Origin of the sequence: Rhodococcus sp. IEGM 1372 (assembly GCF_030056835.1) — a bacterium.
Classification (GTDB): Bacteria; Actinomycetota; Actinomycetes; order Mycobacteriales; family Mycobacteriaceae; genus Rhodococcoides.
Map to the genome: position 1 here is coordinate 15,417 of NZ_JASHKS010000030.1, position 18,999 is coordinate 34,415.

Consider the following 18,999-nt stretch of genomic DNA (forward strand, 5'->3'; position numbering starts at 1 on the left):
GTCACGCTGACCAACCGCCGCTACGGAGGTGTCGGAAGGCGTGCACAATCGTGTCGTGCACAGCCGATTCGACACCCGCACCGCGATCGTTCTACCGGGAACGGGGTCCGATGCCCGGTTCGCCGCCGACGCGTTCTCGGCCGCATTCGAGAGTGTGGGATTGACCACCATCGCGGTCGAACCCGACCCGGCCGCGGTGGTCGAGAGCTACCTGAACGCCCTCGACGACGCCGCGCACCGACACGGACGCATCGTGATCGCGGGGATATCCCTCGGGGCCGCGGTAGCGGTTCGATGGGCCGCAGACCACGCATCGAACACTGCGGCTGTTGCACTCGCGCTCCCGGCGTGGACCGGAGACCCGGCCGGCTCCCCCGCGGCCCTGAGCGCGGAGTTCACCGCTCGATCCCTGCGTGAACAGGGGCTCGACGCCGTCACCGCGGCAATGGCAACGTCGAGCCCGCCGTGGCTCGCGCGCACGCTGCGGAGGTCATGGGCTGCCCAGTGGCCCGCGCTTCCGGACGCGCTGGACGAGGCGGCTCGCCACCGCAGCCCCGAACTCGACGAGCTCGCTCGGCTGGAGCTGCCTGCCGTCGTCGTGGGCGCAGTGGACGACGCCGTCCATCCGATCGAGGTGGCTCGACAGTGGGCGCGGGCGCTACCGAACTGCGCGCTGCGCACCGTGACCCTGGACGACATCGGCAGCGACCCGGGATGCCTCGGCCGAGCGGCGGTCGACGGTCTCGACGGTCTCGACGGTCCGCAGGCTCAGCCGCCCAGCTGCTGAATCGCCGATCCCGACGCGCCCCGACGCGGCGCACGGTCACGCTCGGCGGCGGTCGGCTGCGGCGTCGAATCCTGCTGCGGCACAACAGGTTCGGCGGTGGGTACCGCGGCCTGGGGCTGCGCGGCCTGTTGCGCAGCGTTCTGTTGCGCAGCGTTCTGTTGCGCTGCCGCCTGCTGCTGCGCGGCTGCAGCAAGTTGCTCGGCCAGTACCTGCGGCAACACCACCGGCAACGGGGTCCGAACGGGATGCGGCTCGGTACCCCGATCCACCACGGTCTGCCGAAGGATCGTGTGCGCCAGCCGCACGAGCGGTTGGCCCTCTCCCACCGCACCCGACGGACCCGCCAGCACGCAGCGGACCATCCAGCGATAGCCGTCGACTCCGATGAAGCGCAGGTCGGCGTTGGCCGTGACACCGAGGAGTTCGCGTCCCCACGGACCCGTCTCGACTGTCGTCTCGGCCTTGTCGTTGCGCAGAGACGACGCCAGATCGGCTGCCACTTCGCGCCACTGACCGGGCGATTTGGGTGCCGCGTAGGCAGCGATGGTGATGCGCCCGAACTGCGTCACGATGTGCACTGCCTGCGGGCTACCGGCCTGCGACATCTCGACCTGGAGTTGACCGCCCTCCGGCAGCGGAATCAGCACCGAGCCGAGGTCGAGTCGCGTCTTGGCGACGGTCTCGCGATCGTCGTCGAGGTCCTCGAGATCGTGGGGCCCGTCTGCGGTCGTGTCCGCGGCCTCGACATCGTCGTCTTCGTCTTCGACGCTGTCGACGAATGGCTCCGCACCGGGCGCGGAGGCACTGCCGGCGTCGTTCTTCTTACGCCGTCCGAACATGTTCAGCTCTCTTCTTCTCGGTTGCTTCCACTGTGCCTGCCACCGGTGAACGTCGTGGCGGAACTCACTGCTTCAGACTCGCATGGCCACCGGTCGAACCGTGACCACCGGCCCCTCGAACGGTGTCGTCCAACTCGTCCACCTCGACGAACGTCACCAACTCGACTCGCTGCACGATCAGTTGGGCGACGCGGTCGCCGCGCTCGAGTTCGATCGGAGTGTGCAGGTCGTGGTTGATCAGACAGACCTTGATCTCCCCGCGATAGCCGGCATCGATGGTGCCCGGGGTGTTGACCACCGACAGGCCCGACTTCGCCGCCAACCCCGATCGCGGATGCACCAGCCCGACGGTTCCCAACGGGAGAGCGATCGCGATTCCGGTCCCCACCAGGACGCGTTCACCCGGTGCGATGGTCACCGGAGCCGTGATTCGCAGATCCACGCCCGCATCACCGTCGTGCGCACGCGTAGGCACCGGAAGCTCGGGATCGAGTCGGCGTACCAGGACCTCGGACACCGGATCGGAAGGCCGGCGCGGGGTGGGGGGTCGATCGACGGATGGTTCGCTGCCGGACTCGGTGACTTCGTCGCTCACGTCGTACGAGACTACGCTGGCCGGCTTCCGTCTCGGTGTGGCGACTACCCTGGGACTCGTGACTGCAGATCGACAGGCCGAACACGCGTCGGAGTCCGGCGACTCCACTCCCCACACGGGTTCCACAGCGCCCGTGAACTCCGTGCTGTACTCGGAGCGACTCTGGGTGCCGATCTGGTGGTGGGCGGCGGGTGCGGCCGTGGCGGTCTTGCTGGCTGCCGAGATCCACATGGGGGCGCCGGGCATCCGGGCCTGGCTGCCCTACGTCGTGTTGCTCCCGCTGATCGCCTGGGCGTTGTTCGCCTTCAGCAGGCTGCGCGTCGAGGTGGGCACCGGTGCGACCGGCACCGAGCTACGCGTCGGGTCTGCTCATCTGCCACTCGATGTGGCATCCAAGGCCGCGATCGTTCCCGCGACAGCAAAAAGTGCGGCGCTGGGAAGGCAACTCGATCCACTGGCCTTCGTGCAGCACCGCACCTGGGTGAAGCAGATGGTGATCGTGGTCCTCGACGACCCGGACGATCCGACGCCCTACTGGCTCGTCAGTACCAAGCGCCCCGAAGAGCTGCTGTCAGTCCTGACCGCGCACGGCGTCGAAGCGCGCTGATCCACCCCATCGATCGACGGTCGGAGCCGTCGACACAGACCTGACCCGCTGGATCAGGTCTGTGTGGAAAAGGTCACGCCGCGCAGTCGCGGCACATCAGTACACCGTTGGCGTCACTGGCCAGCCGGCTGCGGTGATGGACCAGGAAGCAGCTCGAGCAGGTGAACTCGTCGGCCTGCTTGGGAACGACCCGAACCGAAAGCTCCTCGCCGGACAGATCTGCACCCGGCAGCTCGAACGACTCCGCGGTGTCGGATTCGTCCACGTCCACCACGGCGGACTGAGCCTCGTTGCGTCGGGCCTTCAGTTCTTCCAGCGAGTCCTCCGACACATCGTCGGATTCTGTTCTTCTCGGTGCGTCGTAGTCGGTTGCCATTGTCTTCGTACCCCTCATCTTCGTGCGTGTGTGTGGTGAAAGCTGCCGATGTGGTCGGCTTGTGGCCGTCGGCTGTGAAGAGGGCGCTTGCTCGCTCCCACCGATGTTCGTATCTGTTCAAACCGTTCGTCGTCGCGCGGTGCCCGAAACTACACCGGGTAGTTCCCAGAACTCGCCGGTTGAAACCCGATCGAGACCTCGCTCACCTGATCGATCGTGCACCGGTGTCCGATTCTTGAAGCACCGCGGCCGCCAGACAATAGCCGAAGCCGGTCGCAAAGCAGAAACCGAATCGCCGATTGGTCCTTCACCTGGCTGCACGCCGCATCAACACCGGGATGTGCGGCTTCATTCCTTGCATCGCAGAACACTTCTCGCCGCCGGTTTCGGGCTCCGAATCGGGCGTCGCGCACGGGATCGGAGGAGGTGCCGGCCGAGTGTGCCGCCCCCACCGACCGCGGGCATCTACAGTAGGCACCGCGTCGGTGTGAACCGACTCTGTGGACCGGTCTCGGCAACTGCCGACGGAAAGGCGAAGATCACCGTGGTTTCTCTGATCACCGAAGGCCATTCGGTCGACGGTCGAGGTCGTCCGTTCCGTCGACGCCGCGCGTTTCCGATGATCGCGGTCTTCGCCGTGCTGGCCCTGCTCGGAGTGCTGGTGTGGGTCAAGGTGTTCACCACCTCCGAAGCCGCCTCGGCAACGGCCGAATGCAACGTGCCCACCACCACCGCCGCGACGGACGGGACGCAGCCGGCACCTCTCGGCGAAGAAGTGGACCCGACGACACTGCTCGACGTCGAGCCTGCCGCCCTGTCCGCGTCGAAAGTGCGCGTCTTCAACGCGAACGGTGAGCGCGGACAGGCAGCTCTCGTCGCCGCCCAGCTCATCGATTACGGTTTCGCCAGCGCACCGGACGTCCAGGTCGGCAACGATCCGGTCTACGTCGATCAGAACATGCAGTGCCAGGGCCAGATTCGGTTCGGCCCGGCCGGCCTGGCGGCAGCCAGTGCCGTGTCACTGGTCGCGCCGTGCGCCGAACTCATTCAGGATGCCCGCGCCGACGACTCGGTCGATCTGGCTCTCGGTACCTACTTCAGCGAGATCCAGCCCAACGACGACGCCGAGGAAGTGTTGCGCACGCTCGCCGGTACCGCACCCGGTGCCGCCCCTGCGCCACTCGACGCCGATCTGCTCTCGGCAGCACGCGAATCGCGCTGCTGACGGACCGGCGGCGCGTCAGCCGGGGATCGGATCGAGTGCACCCGCGCTGCGCAGTACCGCCAGGAAGGCGTTCGAGACCCCTGGGGCAGCGGCCACCGTCACCGCACCCTGAGCGCTGGTGCTGTCGGCAGCAGGCAGCCTGACCGTCGCGCCAGCCTCGGCTGCGATCAGCCCACCCGCCGCCCAATCCCACGGACTGAGCCCGTGCTCGAAGTGTGCGTCGACAACTCCGGACGCGACCATGCACAGATCGAGCGCAGCCGAACCGATCCGGCGGATGTCACGCACCTGAGGCAGCAGTTCGGAAATGATCGCGCCCTGCACCGCGCGACGACCGGATCCGTAGCCGAATCCGGTGGCCAACAACGTCATCGACACATCGGTGACTCCCGAACAGTGCAGCTGCTCCTGGGTACCGTCGGCTCGCTCCACCGTCGCCCCGCGCCCGAGAGCGGCCGAGTAGACGAGCTCGCGGGCGACGTCGACCACGGCCCCCGCAACACTGACACCGTCGATCTGGACCGCGACCGACACCGCGTACGCCGGAATTCCGTACATGAAGTTCACGGTTCCGTCGATCGGGTCGAGCACCCACCGCACGCCGTCGAGCGAGTCGTTCTCGCTGCCTTCCTCCTCGCCGAGAATGGCATCCTGCGGCCGAAGCCGCGCCAGCAACTCACGGAGGACGCTCTCGGTTTCGGTGTCCACGATCGTCACCGGATCGGTCGGCGTGCTCTTCGACTGCACCGCGCCGTCACCCTCGATCGGTTCACCGCCGAAGACCTCCGGGCGGCGTCGCCTGACGTGCTCGGCGGCTCGCGTCGCGACCCGTACGGCGACCTCGCGCAGCACGTCCACCTCGCGGGTGTTCGATCCCTCTGCTGCCACCTGCTCTTCCGGCAATTGTGTACTGGCGGTGTCGGTCTGCGATCGGTCTGGTTTCGGCACACGTACATCGCAACACACACCGACGTTCGAGCACCACCGCAGCGACCGCCGGTGACGTCACCGTCCCGCGAACGCCGAAACACACTATTGTTCGGAACCGACGGCATCACACGGATTCGATCACGCCAGGAGCGGCATCCACATGACACAGGCAGGTTCGGACAACACCACCGCTGCGGCAGCGCGCCACGGGTTCGGCGTCGACGTCGGCGGCAGCGGCATCAAGGGCGGAATCGTGGACTTGAGCACCGGTGAGCTCGTCGGCGACCGCTACAAGATCGAGACGCCGCAACCGTCGACCCCGGATGCCGTCGCGCGCACCGTGGCCGAGATCGTCGCACACTTCGAGTGGACCGGCCCGGTGGGCGTCACCCTGCCTGCAGTGGTGACCAACGGTGTCGCTCGCTCGGCCGCCAACATCGACAAGTCCTGGATCGACACCGACGCCCGCGCGCTGTTCGCGAAGGCCATCGGCACCGAGAACGTCACTTTGCTCAACGACGCGGACGCAGCCGGAGTGGCCGAGGACAAGTACGGCGGCGGCAAGGGCAGGGACGGCGTCGTCGTGCTGTTGACGTTCGGCACCGGGATCGGTTCGGCCGTGCTGCACAACGGCGTTCTGCTTCCCAACACCGAATTCGGCCACATGGAGATCGACGGCAAGGAGGCCGAGCATCGTGCGGCGTCGTCGGTGAAGGAGAACCAGGGCCTGTCCTACAAGGAGTGGGCCAAGGAGGTCTCGAAGGTTCTCGAGACGTTCGAGGCGCTGCTGTGGCCGGATCTTTTCATCGCCGGCGGCGGCATCAGCCGCAAGAGCGAGAAGTGGATTCCGCACCTGACCAATCGCACACCCGTGGTTCCGGCAACCCTGCTGAACACTGCCGGGATCGTCGGTGCCGCACTCGCAGCGGACTCCGCCGTACCGTCCGCCGAGACCGGTACGTCCGCGGGATCGCTGGACTGACACGCGGGTTGCCACCTGCGTAGGGCGAGGGTCGGTAACAAACTCCTGAGAGGTCGTTACAATGGTGTGTGCCGGTACGCAGCCGGCCGAATCCGAAGACCTCTCCGCCGGAAACAACTCTGGCGTGACGCCGCACGACTTCGTCACGAAAGGGCGTACGTGGCAGCCACCGATATCCGTCAGACCGTAGATTCCGAAACCGAGTCTGCGACACCTGCACCTGCTGTCAAGGCACCCGCTGCGAAGGCACCGGCAAAGAAGGCACCGGCCAAGCGTGCCGCAGCCAAGAAGGCCCCGGCGAAGAAGGCCGCAGCGAAGAAGACAGCAGCTGCTCCGGCTTCCGACGACGCCGACGAGAGCACTCCCGGGATCGAGGACATCGACATCTCCGAGGGCGACCTCGCCGCTGCCGCCAACGATGTCGTCGAGGTGGTCGCCGCCGGTGACGACACCGAGGAAGACGCCACCGCCGAGCCGACTGCCGAGGACAAGGCGTCCGGCGACTTCGTCTGGGACGAAGAGGAATCCGAGGCGCTGCGTCAGGCCCGCAAGGACGCCGAGCTCACCGCGTCCGCCGACTCCGTGCGTGCCTACCTCAAGCAGATCGGCAAGGTCGCACTCCTCAACGCCGAGGAGGAAGTCGAACTGGCCAAGCGCATCGAGGCCGGCCTGTTCGCGGTCGAGAAGATGCGAGAGTCCGCGGAGAAGGGCGAGAAGCTTCCCGTTGCGCAGCGTCGCGACATGACGTGGATCTGCCGTGACGGCAACCGCGCCAAGAACCACCTCCTCGAGGCGAACCTTCGACTCGTCGTCTCCCTGGCCAAGCGCTACACCGGTCGCGGCATGGCCTTCCTCGACCTCATCCAGGAGGGCAACCTCGGTCTGATTCGCGCGGTCGAGAAGTTCGACTACACCAAGGGCTACAAGTTCTCCACGTACGCCACGTGGTGGATCCGTCAGGCGATCACCCGGGCCATGGCCGACCAGGCCCGCACCATCCGCATCCCGGTGCACATGGTCGAGGTCATCAACAAGCTCGGACGCATCCAGCGTGAGCTCCTCCAGGATCTGGGTCGCGAACCCACTCCCGAAGAGCTCGCGAAGGAAATGGACATCACGCCGGAGAAGGTGCTGGAAATCCAGCAGTACGCGCGTGAGCCCATCTCGCTCGACCAGACGATCGGTGACGAAGGCGACAGCCAGCTCGGTGACTTCATCGAGGACTCCGAAGCCGTCGTTGCCGTGGACGCCGTGTCGTTCACTCTGCTCCAGGATCAGCTGCAGTCTGTCCTGGAGACTCTGTCCGAGCGCGAGGCAGGCGTGGTTCGTCTGCGATTCGGCCTCACCGACGGTCAGCCCCGCACCCTCGACGAGATCGGTCAGGTCTACGGGGTGACGCGCGAGCGAATCCGTCAGATCGAGTCCAAGACCATGTCCAAGCTGCGTCACCCGTCGCGTTCTCAGGTACTGCGCGACTACCTGGACTGATTCGTTCGCTCCATCTCGAACAACGACCGCCGATCACAGTGATCGGCGGTCGTTGTTCTTTTGCGGCGTGGATGCCGTCACACCTGCGGCACCCCGAACGTTCCGTCCGGCCCCGGCCGATAGTCGACGACCGCGGTCACGGCCGCGATCGGTAGCGGTCCGTACAGGTGCGGGAAGACCATCGACTCCGGATCTGTCGGTACCCCCGGTTCCCACCGAACGGGTGCCGTCAGACGAGCGGGATCGATGCGCAGCAGAACCAGATCCGTGCGCCCGGAGAAGAGCCGATTCGCCGGCAGGTGCACTTGTTCGGGTGTGGACAGGTGCACGAACCCGACGGAATCGTACGAGTCCGGGGTGTAGTCGGCCCGACCGCGCATCGCGAGCCACTCCCCTGCCGTGCAGATGTGAACGAGGTCGTCCTGCTTGCTGGTCACCGTTCCATTCTGCAGTGTCGAGTGCGGCTCAGGGCGGTGGAATGTCGGCAACGCCACGATCTCTGCGGGCCGGCAGGCCACCGACGACGACGGCAGCGATGACAACCACGATTCCCAGAGCCTCGAGAGCCGTCGGAATCTGGGTCAGCACCACGGCACCGACCACCGTCGCCGTCGCCGGAAGCAGCGCCAACAACAATGCGAAGCGCGCCCGGCCCACTCGCACCAGGACGTACTGATCGAGAACGTAGGGAACCACACTCGACAGCAGCCCGACGCCCAATCCGAGAACCCAGATCCGCCAGTCTCCCAACGCATTCGAGTGCGCGGCCGCGAACGGTCCGAACAACGGCACGGCCAGGAGTACGGATGCGATTCCGAACCCGGCAGCCATGTCGTCGAGTCCCTGGCCTGCGTCGGCAACCGACTTGCCCAGCACGATGTAGGCAGCCCACAGGGCCGCCGAGCCCAGCGCGAACGCGATCCCGGCCAGCCCCACCTCACCGCCCTCGAACTGCGCGGAAGCGATGGCCCCGACACCGGCCACCACAAGGAGCAACGCGCACACATCGGCAGGCCTTCTCGACCCGGCAGCAGCGACCGCGATCGGCCCGAGAAACTCGATGGCCACCGCCGCGCCGAGGGGAAGCCGGGCGATCGCCTCGTAGAACATTGCGTTCATGCCGATCGTCGCACCGCCGAACGCGGCGGCCGTGATCGCCCGACGCACGGTCCACGCACCGCCGGTGCCAGCCCTGCGCCGCCACGGCCGTCGCCAGAGCACCAGCACCAGCGCCGCACCGAAGCCGCGCAGCCACGCCACCGCGGCCGGATCGACGACGTCGAACAGGAACACACCGATCGCCGCACCGACGTACATACACACCGCGCCGATGACGAACAGGGATGGAATACCGAGCTTCGATGCGCCGGAGAGCGAAGTGGAAGTCGAAGACACATCGGCGACCCTACTGCCGTGGCTCGCGTGAACCGGTATCAGCTCTCAGCGAACACTCTGGGAGATGTTCCTGCTCGTGGGACATGTTTCGTGTTAGTGACAACACAAAGAAACGCGCTCGGGAACAACGCGTGACCGCCATACGTCTGACAGAGTGAACGAACCGCGCCATACCGACGCGGCGGACCGGCCCCAGGCGAACGGGACAACCCGCAAGCCAGTACGGAGGAGTCATGCCCGGAACATTGACCAGCCCACAATTGACAGCAGCGGACCGGTGCGACCGGTGCGGTGCAGGGGCTCGCGCGCGTGTCGTGCTCTCGACCGGTGGAGAACTTCTCTTCTGCGGTCACCACGCCACCGAGCACGAAGCCCGTTTGCGTGAAGTGAACGCAACGGTGATGACCGAATCGGACTCCACGGTGTAACCCACCTTTTGTGTCGGGGGAAACAGGTTCGCCACGATCGACGAACACGAAGAAGACGGACGGTCATCAGACCGTCCGTCTTTTTCGTGCCCGGTTCCGCCCGAGGCGCTACATCTTCCGCAACTGCGCGATTCGCTCACCCAACTGATCGGCCGACGCCATCGCCGTCGGCGGGCCGCCGCAGATACGACGCAGATCGCCGTGAATCACCCCGTGCGGCTTCCCGGTGCGGTGGTGGTACACCGCGACCAAACTGTTCAATTCACGCCGCAGGCCGGCCAACTGGCCCGCACTGGTGGCCCTGTCGTTGACGACGGCAGGAGCCGACACCGCAGGGCCCGCAGCAGGCTTGTCGATCTGCTCTTGCTGACGCTGACGCAACAGGTCGCGCATCTGCTTCGCGTCGAGCAAGCCGGGCAGACCGAGATAGTCGGCTTCCTCGTCGCTGCCCGAGAACGTCGCGGTACCGAACGAGGAGCCGTCGTAGATCACCTGGTCCAGTTCCGCATCCGCACCCAGCGAGGTGTACGCCTTCTCTTCCTCGCCCAGTTCGTCCTTCTGCTTGTTGGCGTCGGCCAACAGCTCGTCGTCGAAACCGTCTTTCTCCCGGTGCGGTTTTCCGAGAATGTGATCGCGCTGCGCCTCGAGCTGAGACGCGAGATCCAACAGCACCGGTACCGACGGCAGGAAGACGCTCGCGGTCTCCCCCTTGCGCCGAGACCGCACGAAGCGGCCGATGGCCTGCGCGAAATACAGCGGGGTCGACGCGCTCGTCGCGTAGACACCGACGGCCAGTCGCGGAACGTCGACGCCCTCGGACACCATGCGAACCGCGACCATCCAACGCTGATCGCTCTTTCCGAACTCGGCGATGCGAGCCGAGGACGTGGGGTCGTCGGACAGCACGATCGCCGGTGTCTCCCCCGTGATCACCTCGATCAGCTTCGCGTAGGCCCGCGCCACCGTCTGATCGGTCGCGATCACCAGACCGCCTGCATCGGGCATGCCGCCTGCCCGCAGTTGCGCGAGACGCGTGTTCGCCGCCAACAGCACGGCCGGCATCCAGTCGCCCTGCGGATCCAGTGCGGTGCGCCATGCCCTCGCCGTCTGTTCGGCATTGAGCGGCTCACCGAGCCGGGCGGTGTACTCCTCACCGGCACTGTCCCGCCAGCGCGCTTCTCCGGAGTACGCGAGAAACACGACCGGACGGACGACGCCGTCCGCAAGAGCATCGGAGTAGCCGTACGCGTGATCGGCCTTGGACCGCATCAGCCCGTCCTGATCCGGTTCGTAGTTGACGAACGGAATGGGACTGTCGTCGCTGCGGAACGGCGTACCGGTCAGTGCGAGCCGTCGCGTGGCGTCTCCGAACGCTTCGCGAATGCCTTCACCCCAGCTCTTCGCGTCGCCGCCGTGGTGAATCTCGTCGAGAATCACGAGAGTCTTACGCGATTCGGTGCGCACCCGATGCTTGAACGGGTGCGATGCGATCTGCGCGTACGTCACGACCACGCCGTGATAGTCGCTCGAGGTCTGCCCGGTCGAGTTCGAGAAGCGCGAGTCCAATGCGATGCCGACCCTGGCCGCCGACTCCGCCCACTGGTGCTTGAGGTGCTCGGTGGGCGCGACGACGGTGACCTGATCGACGGTGCGATGGGCCAGCAGTTCGGCAGCCACCCGAAGGGCGAACGTCGTCTTGCCTGCGCCGGGCGTTGCGACCGCGAGAAAGTCCTTGGGCGAGGCGACGAGATACTTCGTCAGCGCCCGTCGCTGCCACGCGCGCAGCGGTGCTCCCCCGCTCGTGGGAGCGGCGGGCTGCTCGGTCGATGGTGGTGTCGGATCGAACATGTCAGCGCTCACTGGCCGCCGGTTCCTGGCATCGATGTAAATTCCTCGCGCTCTCGGTAGCCCTGCAGTGTCCGCGGAGGAGCCTATCGCTCCGCACCGACCGATCCCGCATCGCTGGGGCGAGTCGGATGCGACACGGCGAGTCGGCTGTTAGGCGAAGACGCCTTTCGTCAGGAATGCTGGAGGAACCATGAGCGAGTCTGCAGGCGGAACTCCACCACCGGAACGATTGTCGGCGAGAAAACCGCTACACGCGGTGTGGAAAGTGACTGTGCGCACTCTGAGCAAAGCGTGGGACGATTCGATCTTCAGCAAGGCTGCAACGGCCGCGTTCTGGCAGACGCTGTCGCTGCCACCGCTGCTGCTCGGTGTGCTGGGCAGTCTGGGACTCGTCGGCGGATGGTTCGGACCCAACACCGTCGAGATCATCGAGTCCAAGATCATCACGTTCAGCAACACCCTTTTCAGCGGCAGCGTCGTGGACCAGATCATCGCTCCGACGGTCAAGGACGTCCTCGCTCAGGGCAGCGGAGAGATCGTGTCCGTCGGCTTTCTGCTCTCGTTGTGGGCCGGGTCGTCGGCAATCTCGACGTTCGTCGATTCCATCGTGGAAGCGCACGGCCAGGCCGACGCGCGAAACCCCCTCTGGCAGCGGTTCTTCGCGCTACTTCTCTACGTGGGTTTCCTGGTGATCGCGGTCTTCGTGCTTCCGCTCGTCGCCCTCGGACCGGTGTACGTGCAGCAGATCCTGCCGGATTCGTGGATCACGGTGGGCAGCGAGCTCGTCGACTTCTTCTACTACCCGGCCGTCGGTCTACTGCTGATCATGGGTTTGACGACGCTGTACAAGGTTGCTCTGCACACCTCGCTGCCGTGGCATCGTCTCCTCGGCGGCGCTCTGCTGGCCGGGGTGTTCTTCATGATCGCGAGCGCGGTCCTGCGTCGATACCTCGGCTGGGTGACGAGCACCGGGTACACCTACGGCGCCCTGGCGACACCCATCGCGTTTCTGCTGTTCACGTTCTTCCTCGGCTTCGCCGTCGTGCTCGGGGCCGAGTTCAACGCGACGATCCAGGAGTTCTCGCCTGCACGGGCAACACGAATGGACCAGATGCGCGAGTGGATCGCAGCGCAGACCGCAACCGACGACAAGCCGTCGGGGCCGGTGACCGCTGTCGCCCGACGGCTGGCCACGGGGCCGATCAAACTGTCCGGCGACCGCGCCCGCTCGGGGCGTCCCGAGCCGACCCCCGACCGACACCCGGGAGACGGTGCTCAGTCGCCTTTCTTCAGGCCCTCGTAGACCTTCTTGCAGTCCGGGCACACCGGTGATCCGGGCTTCGCCGACTTGGTGACGGGAAACACCTCACCGCACAGCGCGACGACGTGCGTACCCATCACCGCGCTCTCGGCGATCTTGTTCTTCTTCACGTAATGGAAGAACTTCGGCCGGTCGTCTTCCGTGGTTTCGTCCGGTGCGATATCGGGACGGTCCTTCGTCTGAGTGCTCATGGACACAGATTAATCCGTGGATCCCCATCGAGGGGTAACCGGTTGCACAAGCTCGTTGCAAGCATTCTGTGAGCAGTAGTGCCACAGTGGAGGTATGACGAGAACCCCAGGGTTCGACGGAAGCGCGTACAGCGACTCGCCGGATGGGCCCGTCCTTATCACCGAGGCGCAGCAGTCGGTCGAGGAGCAGCACAAAGCTCGCGTCCGCAAATACATGTTCATCATGTCGTTCCGCATCCCGGCGTTGGTGTTGGCTGCCATCGCGTACGGGATGTGGATGAACCCGTGGATCTCCATGGCAATAGTCGGAGCGTCCATTCCTCTGCCGTGGATGGCTGTGCTGATCGCCAACGATCGGCCGCCCCGCACCAAGGACGAGATGAGCCGGTACGACTACCGGACCGTCGACAGGCCGCAACTGGAATCGAGCAACCACCGGGTGATCGAAGCGGGCGACGACTGACGCACCGGCTCTCGCCGATGCGACACTTGCGTCGTGACTGCACCGAACTCCACGTCCCCGCTCGTCCTCGCCTGCTCCGATCTTCGTGATGCCTTCGAGCGGGCGGGGTACGACGCCGACGGCGTGCTGACGCTGCTCGGGGACGACGCCCATGCTGCCCTCGGTCGCAGCGAACCGGTGCCGGTCCGCAACGCCAGTCGGGACGGCGGCGCGCTGGGTGTTCTGGTACGCCTGTTCCTTCTCGTCGACGACTGCGCCGAGTCCGACGTCGCCGACGCCATCGCGCCGTTGACGGTCGACGACGCCGTCTCGGCCGGGATTCTGACCCGTTCCGGGTCCACGGTGCGGACGCTGCTCGACATTCGACCGCTCGACGCCGGACACGGAACCCGATGGATCGTCTCGGATCCGGACGGCAGCATGCGCGTCGCGGAGACTGCTCGCGACCACGTGCTCGGCGTCGGCCAGGCCTCGTTGTCGCTGTTGAGGGGAACCCCCACGTCCCCGGTGACCAGTGTTCTCGACGTCGGTACCGGCTGCGGCGTCCAGGCCGTCCACGCCTGCGACTATGCGGCGCAGGTGACCGCAACGGATATCAGTCCGCGGTCGATGGACCTCGCGGCGGCGACGATGGCGCTCAACGGCCTCGACGTCGAGTTTCTGCACGGTTCGTGGTTCGAACCGGTTGCCGGGCGTCGATTCGATCGCATCGTCGCCAACCCGCCGTTCGTCGTCGGCCGCGCCGAAGTGCTGCATTCGTACCGCGATTCCGGCCTCGATCTCGACGGCGCGAGCGCTCTGATGATCGGCCGGGCCCCGGACCATTTGACGCTCGGTGGTACCGCTGCCATCCTGGCCTCGTGGGTGCACGTCCGCGGCGAGGACTGGCGTGCTCGCGTGGCGTCGTGGCTTCCCGCGCACGGGATCGACGCCTGGGTCGTCGAGCGTGACGTCGCCGATCCCGCTCTGTACGTGGGCACGTGGATGCGCGACGGCGGACTCGATCCCCGCGATCCCGACGCGGCCGCGGTGGCACAGTCCTGGCTCGATCACTTCGCCGCCGCCGACGTGGAAGGAATCGGTTTCGGGTTCGTCTATCTCCGCAGTACCGATGCGCCGACCGACCTTCTCGCCGAGGAGCTCACGCACGGCTTCTCCGACCCGCTGGGCAACGAAGCGATCGAGTACTTCGCGCGGCTGGACTGGCTGCGAGAGCACGACATCCTCGACTCGGTGCTGACTCTGGAACCGAACACCGCACTCGAACGCGTCTATCTCCCCGGCGACGAGGGCTGGGCTCCGGTAGCGGTGCGAGTCCATCGCGGAAACGGCCCGCAGTGGCAGCACGACGTCGACGAACTCGGTGCGGCTCTGCTCGCCGGGCTGCGACCCGATGGCCTACCGGTCGGTGAACTGGTGGAGTTGCTCGCTGCTGCGCACGACGAGGACGCAGAGGAACTGGCACAGCATGCGGTGACGATGATGCAGGGGCTCGTCCGGCACGGCCTGGTTCTGCCGGCCCGATGAGTCCCGGACGTCACCCCACGAGAGCGACCGTTCCCGGCGGTTTCACTTCTCAGCAACTTCTCAGGACGAACATGACGTAATCCCTGGTCACGCGGGTATCCACCGGATCGGCGTGGGAACTTATCGGAGTCTCCCGAGCGTTGAACCCTGTGAGACACCACCGACCAGGAGGCAAGTCATGACCAGCCCCAGCACCACGATTCGTCCACGGCCGACCGACGCCGATCTGGACGCCCAGAGCCCAGCAGCCGATCTCGTTCGCGTGTACCTCAACGGAATCGGCCGCACCGCGTTGCTGACGGCTGCCGAGGAAGTAGATCTGGCCAAGAGGATCGAGGCTGGTCTGTACGCGAAGCAGGTTCTCGAGAACACGAAGAGGTTGAGCGCGGTCAAGAAGCGCAACCTCGCCATCATCGTTCGCGACGGCAGTGCCGCCCGCAGCCATCTCCTCGAAGCGAACCTTCGCCTGGTCGTGTCTCTTGCCAAGCGCTACACCGGGCGCGGGATGCCCTTGCTGGACCTGATCCAGGAGGGCAACCTCGGACTCATCCGCGCGATGGAGAAGTTCGACTACGCCAAGGGCTTCAAGTTCTCGACCTACGCGACCTGGTGGATTCGTCAGGCCATCACCCGCGGAATGGCAGACCAGAGCCGCACCATCCGGCTGCCTGTCCACCTGGTCGAACAGGTCAACAAGCTGGCCAGGATCAAGCGTGAACTGCATCAGCAGCTCGGCCGCGAGGCAACGGACGAGGAGCTGTCGAGCGAATCGGGTATCGCGGTGGAGAAGATCGCCGACCTGCTCGACCACAGCCGCGACCCGGTGAGCCTGGACATGCCGGTGGGCAGCGACGAGGAAGCACCCCTCGGCGACTTCATCGAGGACTCCGAGGCGACGTCCGCGGAGAATGCCGTCATCGCCGGACTGTTGCACAGCGACGTTCGCGTGGTTCTCGGCACTCTCGACGAGCGGGAGCAGCAGGTCATCCGTCTCCGTTACGGCTTGGACGACGGACAGCCCCGCACCCTCGATCAGATCGGCAAGCTCTTCGGGCTCTCCCGTGAGCGTGTCCGTCAGATCGAGCGCGAGGTGATGGTGAAGCTTCGGCAGGGCGACCGCGCCGAGAAGCTGCGGTCCTACGCCAGCTGAACGTCACCACCGACCGGTGGCGCAGCGGTGACCATCCCCGCTCGCGTCACCTCGTGCGGTAGCCGAGTCGACGTCCTCTCCCCCTGGGACGTCGACTCGGCTTCTGCCTTTTCGAAGCCGGTCTCGGTCAGCGCAATCGACGCGGGCCCAGATCGGCCTTGGTCGGTTCCGGACCGATGCGGACGCGAGCATCGGTGATCTGTGCGCCGTCGGCGGACGCCAGAACCGGCTCGCAGGAGATCTCACGAATGTCGGCGATGTCTTCTGCCAGTGCAGATATTCGTTGCACGAGATCGATCAATGCGTTCTTGTTGACGGGCACCGCATTGCGATATCCGGACAGCAGCGGAGCCGCCTTGGGCGCGTCGATCAGCTGCGCGGCCTCGTCCTCGGTCAGCGGAAGTACCCGATAGGCACGGTCGCCCAGCAGGTCCGAGATGACGCCGGCCAGACCGAACGAGATGAGCGATCCGAACGACGGGTCGTCCTGTACGCGTACGACGCAGCCGATTCCCTTGACCGCCATGCGCTGGACGTGCAACAACGGCTCGCCCGAGTCTGCCGCCAGATTGCGATACGCCACCCGCACCGCGGACGCGTCCGCCATGTCCAGTCGCACTCCGCCGAGATCCGGCCGGTGCCGCCACCGTTCACCGGTCGCCTTGACCGCCACCGGGTAGCCGAGTTCGTCTGCCGCTGCGACGGCCTCGTCCTCGTCGGTCACCGTCCGGAAAGCGACGACGTCGAGGCCGTAGCAGCCCAGCAACTCGGCGGTTTCGAAATCGGAGAGCCACCGTCCGTGACTGCCTGCCGAACGCCAGCCCTCGACCAGCTGCTTGGCGCGTTCGGAATCGATGCTCTTGGGGCGGACCAGGTTCGACACCGGTCGCGACCGCCACGCGGAGTAGCGCCACGCGGCGGCGAGGGCAGCAACCGCTCGCTCCGGGCTCGAGTACGAGGGCACCGAACCGCGGATGGGGTATCCACCCGGCCCGCGGACCGCCAGGACGTCCGGAATGCCCTCGGTAGCGAGGAACGTCGAGAGTACGGGCTTGTCGGATCCACGGACGGCGTTGCCGAGCGCGGTCGCGAACGGCTCCACCTCCACCGCCACCGGGGGTACGAACACGACGATGACAGCGTCGATGTCCGACGCGGCCAGTGCCGACGACACCGCCGCGGCGAAATCCTCGGGACCGGCCTGCGGACCGACATCGATCGGGCTGCTCGCATGCAAGCCCTTGGCCCGCGCAGCGTCGACCGCCAACACCCCGAGCGCAGTCGAGTTTCCCACCACGGCAACCCTCGGTCCGACGGGCAGCGGCTGATTTCCGAAGAGCACCGCGCAATCGAAGAGTTCCGAGATGGTGTCGACCTGGATGACTCCGGCCTGAGCGAACAGTGCGCGCACGATCGAGTCGTCGATGTCGGCACCGATCGCGTGTGCGGGCGGCACGGCCCCGCGGCCGCTCTTGACCGCGATGATGGGCTTGCTGCGCGCCACCCGTCGGGCGATCCTGGTGAACTTCCTGGGATTACCGAAGCTCTCGAGGTACAGCAGGATCACCTCGGTGGCCGGGTCCGAATCCCAGTACTGCAATAGATCGTTACCGGACACATCGGCGCGGTTTCCGGCCGAGACGAAGGTCGACAGTCCGAGCCTGCGGTTGGCGGCCTCGTCCAGAATCGCGATGCCGAGGGCACCGGACTGACAGAAGAACCCGACGTTGCCCGGAGTGGGCAGATGCGGAGCCAGAGTGGCGTTCAGACCGAACTCGGGATCGGTGTTCGCCACACCGAGCGCGTTGGGCCCGATCAACCGCATTCCGTGCGCCCTCGCCGCGAGCACCAGCCGTCGCTCGCTCTCCTGCCCCGCAGGTCCGGTCTCGCCGAATCCACCCGACACCACCAGCAACGCCTTGACGCCCTTGTCGAGGCAGTCGTCGAGTACCGCGTCGATCGCATCGGCCGGTACCGCGGCGATCGCAAGATCGACCGGATCCGGGATGTCGTGCACCGTGGCGTAGGCGCGGACCCCGCGAACCGAACGATGGTCGGCGTTGACGGGATAGACGGGCCCGGTGAAGTTGCCCGCCAGCAGATTCGCGAGAACGGCGTTGCCCACCTTCGAGCTGTCCGTCGACGCTCCGATCACGGCCACCGATCGTGGGCTCAGTACGTTGCGCACACTGCGGGCCTCGGCGGCACGCTCACGGGAATTGCGCACCGACAGCAGAGCTTCGCTGGGGTCGATGGCGAACTCCAGTCGCAGCACACCACCCTCGAAGGACCTGCTGACCTGGTACCCCGCCTCCCGGAAGACGGTGACCATGTTCCGGTTCTCGGCGAGCACCTCGGCGACGAACATGTTCACCCCGTTCTCGGCGGCCGCTCCCGCGAGGTGTTCGAGCAGGATCGGACCCAGCCCGCGGCCCTGGTGCGCGTCGGCGACGACGAAGGCCACCTCGGCGGAGTTGCCGTCTCCCTCGGGCAGTCGCTCGTAGCGGCCGACCGCGATGATGTCGTCACCGAGCACTGCGACGAACGCCACCCGGTCGTGGTGATCGACCGTGGTGAAGTTGAGCACGTCACGCTGCGGCATCGTGGGGTACGGGCCGAAATACCGCAGGTATCTCGTCCGCTCGGACAACCGGCCGTGGAATGCGACGATCCGTTCGGAGTCCGACGGGACGATGGGACGCAGGTGCACCACACCGCCGTCGGAGGTCAGGACGTCGGCAACCCAGTGCCGCGGAAAGGATGTTTCCGCTCGCTCCCTGGCCAGGTCCTTGTCGCTCGGTTCCTGGTCGCTCGGTTCCTGTTCGCGCGGTTCCCTGTCACTCGGGT

19 protein-coding genes are annotated in these 18,999 nt (G+C 66.3%); 10 read left to right on the forward strand and 9 right to left on the reverse strand.

The features are described from left to right. The first annotated feature begins 55 nt into the window (after positions 1-55). Positions 56-787, forward strand: a complete 732-nt coding sequence (locus tag QM590_RS19750; protein ID WP_269596108.1) for an alpha/beta fold hydrolase — start codon at positions 56-58, stop codon at positions 785-787. Here the strand turns inward: QM590_RS19750 and QM590_RS19755 are convergent. Next, positions 769-1,626 carry a DUF3710 domain-containing protein gene (locus QM590_RS19755; RefSeq protein WP_269596109.1) on the reverse strand — a complete coding sequence of 286 codons (858 nt, stop codon included), beginning with the start codon at positions 1,624-1,626 and terminating at the stop codon, positions 769-771. The two genes, QM590_RS19750 and QM590_RS19755, sit on opposite strands and share 19 nt — an antisense overlap. A gap of 64 nt (positions 1,627-1,690) precedes the next feature. Then, positions 1,691-2,143 carry a dUTP diphosphatase gene (dut, locus tag QM590_RS19760; protein ID WP_094642394.1) on the reverse strand — a complete coding sequence of 151 codons (453 nt, stop codon included), beginning with the start codon at positions 2,141-2,143 and terminating at the stop codon, positions 1,691-1,693. Positions 2,144-2,363: 220 nt separating this feature from the next. Here dut and QM590_RS19765 point away from each other — a divergent pair, with 220 nt between their 5' ends. Beyond that, on the forward strand, positions 2,364-2,828 hold the full coding sequence (locus tag QM590_RS19765) for a DUF3093 domain-containing protein (RefSeq protein WP_269596135.1): 465 nt from the start codon (positions 2,364-2,366) through the stop codon (positions 2,826-2,828). A gap of 73 nt (positions 2,829-2,901) precedes the next feature. Here the strand turns inward: QM590_RS19765 and QM590_RS19770 are convergent, their stop codons facing one another. After that, on the reverse strand, positions 2,902-3,204 hold the full coding sequence (locus QM590_RS19770) for a DUF4193 domain-containing protein (RefSeq protein WP_027496891.1): 303 nt from the start codon (positions 3,202-3,204) through the stop codon (positions 2,902-2,904). Between the two features lie 544 nt (positions 3,205-3,748). Here QM590_RS19770 and cei point away from each other — a divergent pair. Then, positions 3,749-4,429, forward strand: coding sequence for an envelope integrity protein Cei (gene cei / locus QM590_RS19775; RefSeq protein ID WP_068050645.1), 681 nt, complete (start codon positions 3,749-3,751; stop codon positions 4,427-4,429). 15 nt (positions 4,430-4,444) lie between these two features. On the opposite strand, the gene QM590_RS19780 is transcribed toward cei, so the two are convergent. After that, positions 4,445-5,332 carry an inositol monophosphatase family protein gene (locus QM590_RS19780; protein WP_373455163.1) on the reverse strand — a complete coding sequence of 296 codons (888 nt, stop codon included), beginning with the start codon at positions 5,330-5,332 and terminating at the stop codon, positions 4,445-4,447. Positions 5,333-5,519: 187 nt separating this feature from the next. Between QM590_RS19780 and ppgK the strand changes: the two genes are divergently transcribed. Continuing rightward, the gene (gene ppgK, locus QM590_RS19785) at positions 5,520-6,341 is read left to right on the forward strand and encodes a polyphosphate--glucose phosphotransferase (RefSeq protein ID WP_269596110.1); all 822 of its coding nucleotides are present in this window, start codon (positions 5,520-5,522) and stop codon (positions 6,339-6,341) included. Between the two features lie 159 nt (positions 6,342-6,500). Further along, positions 6,501-7,829, forward strand: a complete 1,329-nt coding sequence (locus QM590_RS19790) for an RNA polymerase sigma factor (protein WP_068050647.1) — start codon at positions 6,501-6,503, stop codon at positions 7,827-7,829. 77 nt (positions 7,830-7,906) lie between these two features. Here QM590_RS19790 and QM590_RS19795 read toward each other — a convergent pair whose 3' ends face one another. Then, complete coding sequence (locus QM590_RS19795; RefSeq protein WP_269596111.1) at positions 7,907-8,266, reverse strand: DUF952 domain-containing protein; 360 nt, start codon at positions 8,264-8,266, stop codon at positions 7,907-7,909. A gap of 28 nt (positions 8,267-8,294) precedes the next feature. Next, positions 8,295-9,224 (reverse strand): EamA family transporter, encoded by a 930-nt coding sequence (locus tag QM590_RS19800; RefSeq protein ID WP_269596112.1) that lies wholly within the window; start codon positions 9,222-9,224, stop codon positions 8,295-8,297. A 233-nt stretch (positions 9,225-9,457) separates the two neighbouring features. On the opposite strand from QM590_RS19800, the gene QM590_RS19805 reads away from it, so the two are divergent. After that, positions 9,458-9,652: a DUF7455 domain-containing protein gene (locus tag QM590_RS19805; RefSeq protein WP_027496884.1), complete on the forward strand. Its 195-nt coding sequence runs from the start codon at positions 9,458-9,460 to the stop codon at positions 9,650-9,652. Positions 9,653-9,760: 108 nt separating this feature from the next. Here the strand turns inward: QM590_RS19805 and QM590_RS19810 are convergent, their stop codons facing one another. After that, complete coding sequence (locus tag QM590_RS19810; protein WP_269596136.1) at positions 9,761-11,500, reverse strand: DEAD/DEAH box helicase; 1,740 nt, start codon at positions 11,498-11,500, stop codon at positions 9,761-9,763. A 190-nt stretch (positions 11,501-11,690) separates the two neighbouring features. Between QM590_RS19810 and QM590_RS19815 the strand changes: the two genes are divergently transcribed. Beyond that, on the forward strand, positions 11,691-12,803 hold the full coding sequence (locus tag QM590_RS19815; RefSeq protein WP_269596113.1) for a YihY/virulence factor BrkB family protein: 1,113 nt from the start codon (positions 11,691-11,693) through the stop codon (positions 12,801-12,803). Here the strand turns inward: QM590_RS19815 and QM590_RS19820 are convergent. Next, positions 12,776-13,012: a DUF3039 domain-containing protein gene (locus QM590_RS19820; protein WP_068050652.1), complete on the reverse strand. Its 237-nt coding sequence runs from the start codon at positions 13,010-13,012 to the stop codon at positions 12,776-12,778. The two genes, QM590_RS19815 and QM590_RS19820, sit on opposite strands and share 28 nt — an antisense overlap. A 94-nt stretch (positions 13,013-13,106) precedes the next feature. Between QM590_RS19820 and QM590_RS19825 the strand changes: the two genes are divergently transcribed. From QM590_RS19825 to QM590_RS19835, 3 genes are all read left to right on the forward strand, one after another. Further along, positions 13,107-13,475 carry a DUF3099 domain-containing protein gene (locus tag QM590_RS19825; RefSeq protein ID WP_068050653.1) on the forward strand — a complete coding sequence of 123 codons (369 nt, stop codon included), beginning with the start codon at positions 13,107-13,109 and terminating at the stop codon, positions 13,473-13,475. A 33-nt stretch (positions 13,476-13,508) separates the two neighbouring features. Beyond that, positions 13,509-15,002 carry a DUF7782 domain-containing protein gene (locus QM590_RS19830; protein ID WP_269596114.1) on the forward strand — a complete coding sequence of 498 codons (1,494 nt, stop codon included), beginning with the start codon at positions 13,509-13,511 and terminating at the stop codon, positions 15,000-15,002. 178 nt (positions 15,003-15,180) lie between these two features. Next, a complete protein-coding gene (locus tag QM590_RS19835; RefSeq protein WP_032377730.1) occupies positions 15,181-16,152 on the forward strand; it encodes a sigma-70 family RNA polymerase sigma factor in 972 nt (323 codons plus the stop codon). Between the two features lie 127 nt (positions 16,153-16,279). Here QM590_RS19835 and QM590_RS19840 read toward each other — a convergent pair whose 3' ends face one another. Continuing rightward, entirely contained in the window at positions 16,280-18,937 is a 2,658-nt protein-coding gene (locus QM590_RS19840; protein ID WP_094642396.1) for a bifunctional acetate--CoA ligase family protein/GNAT family N-acetyltransferase, read from the reverse strand. Positions 18,938-18,999: the final 62 nt, after the last annotated feature.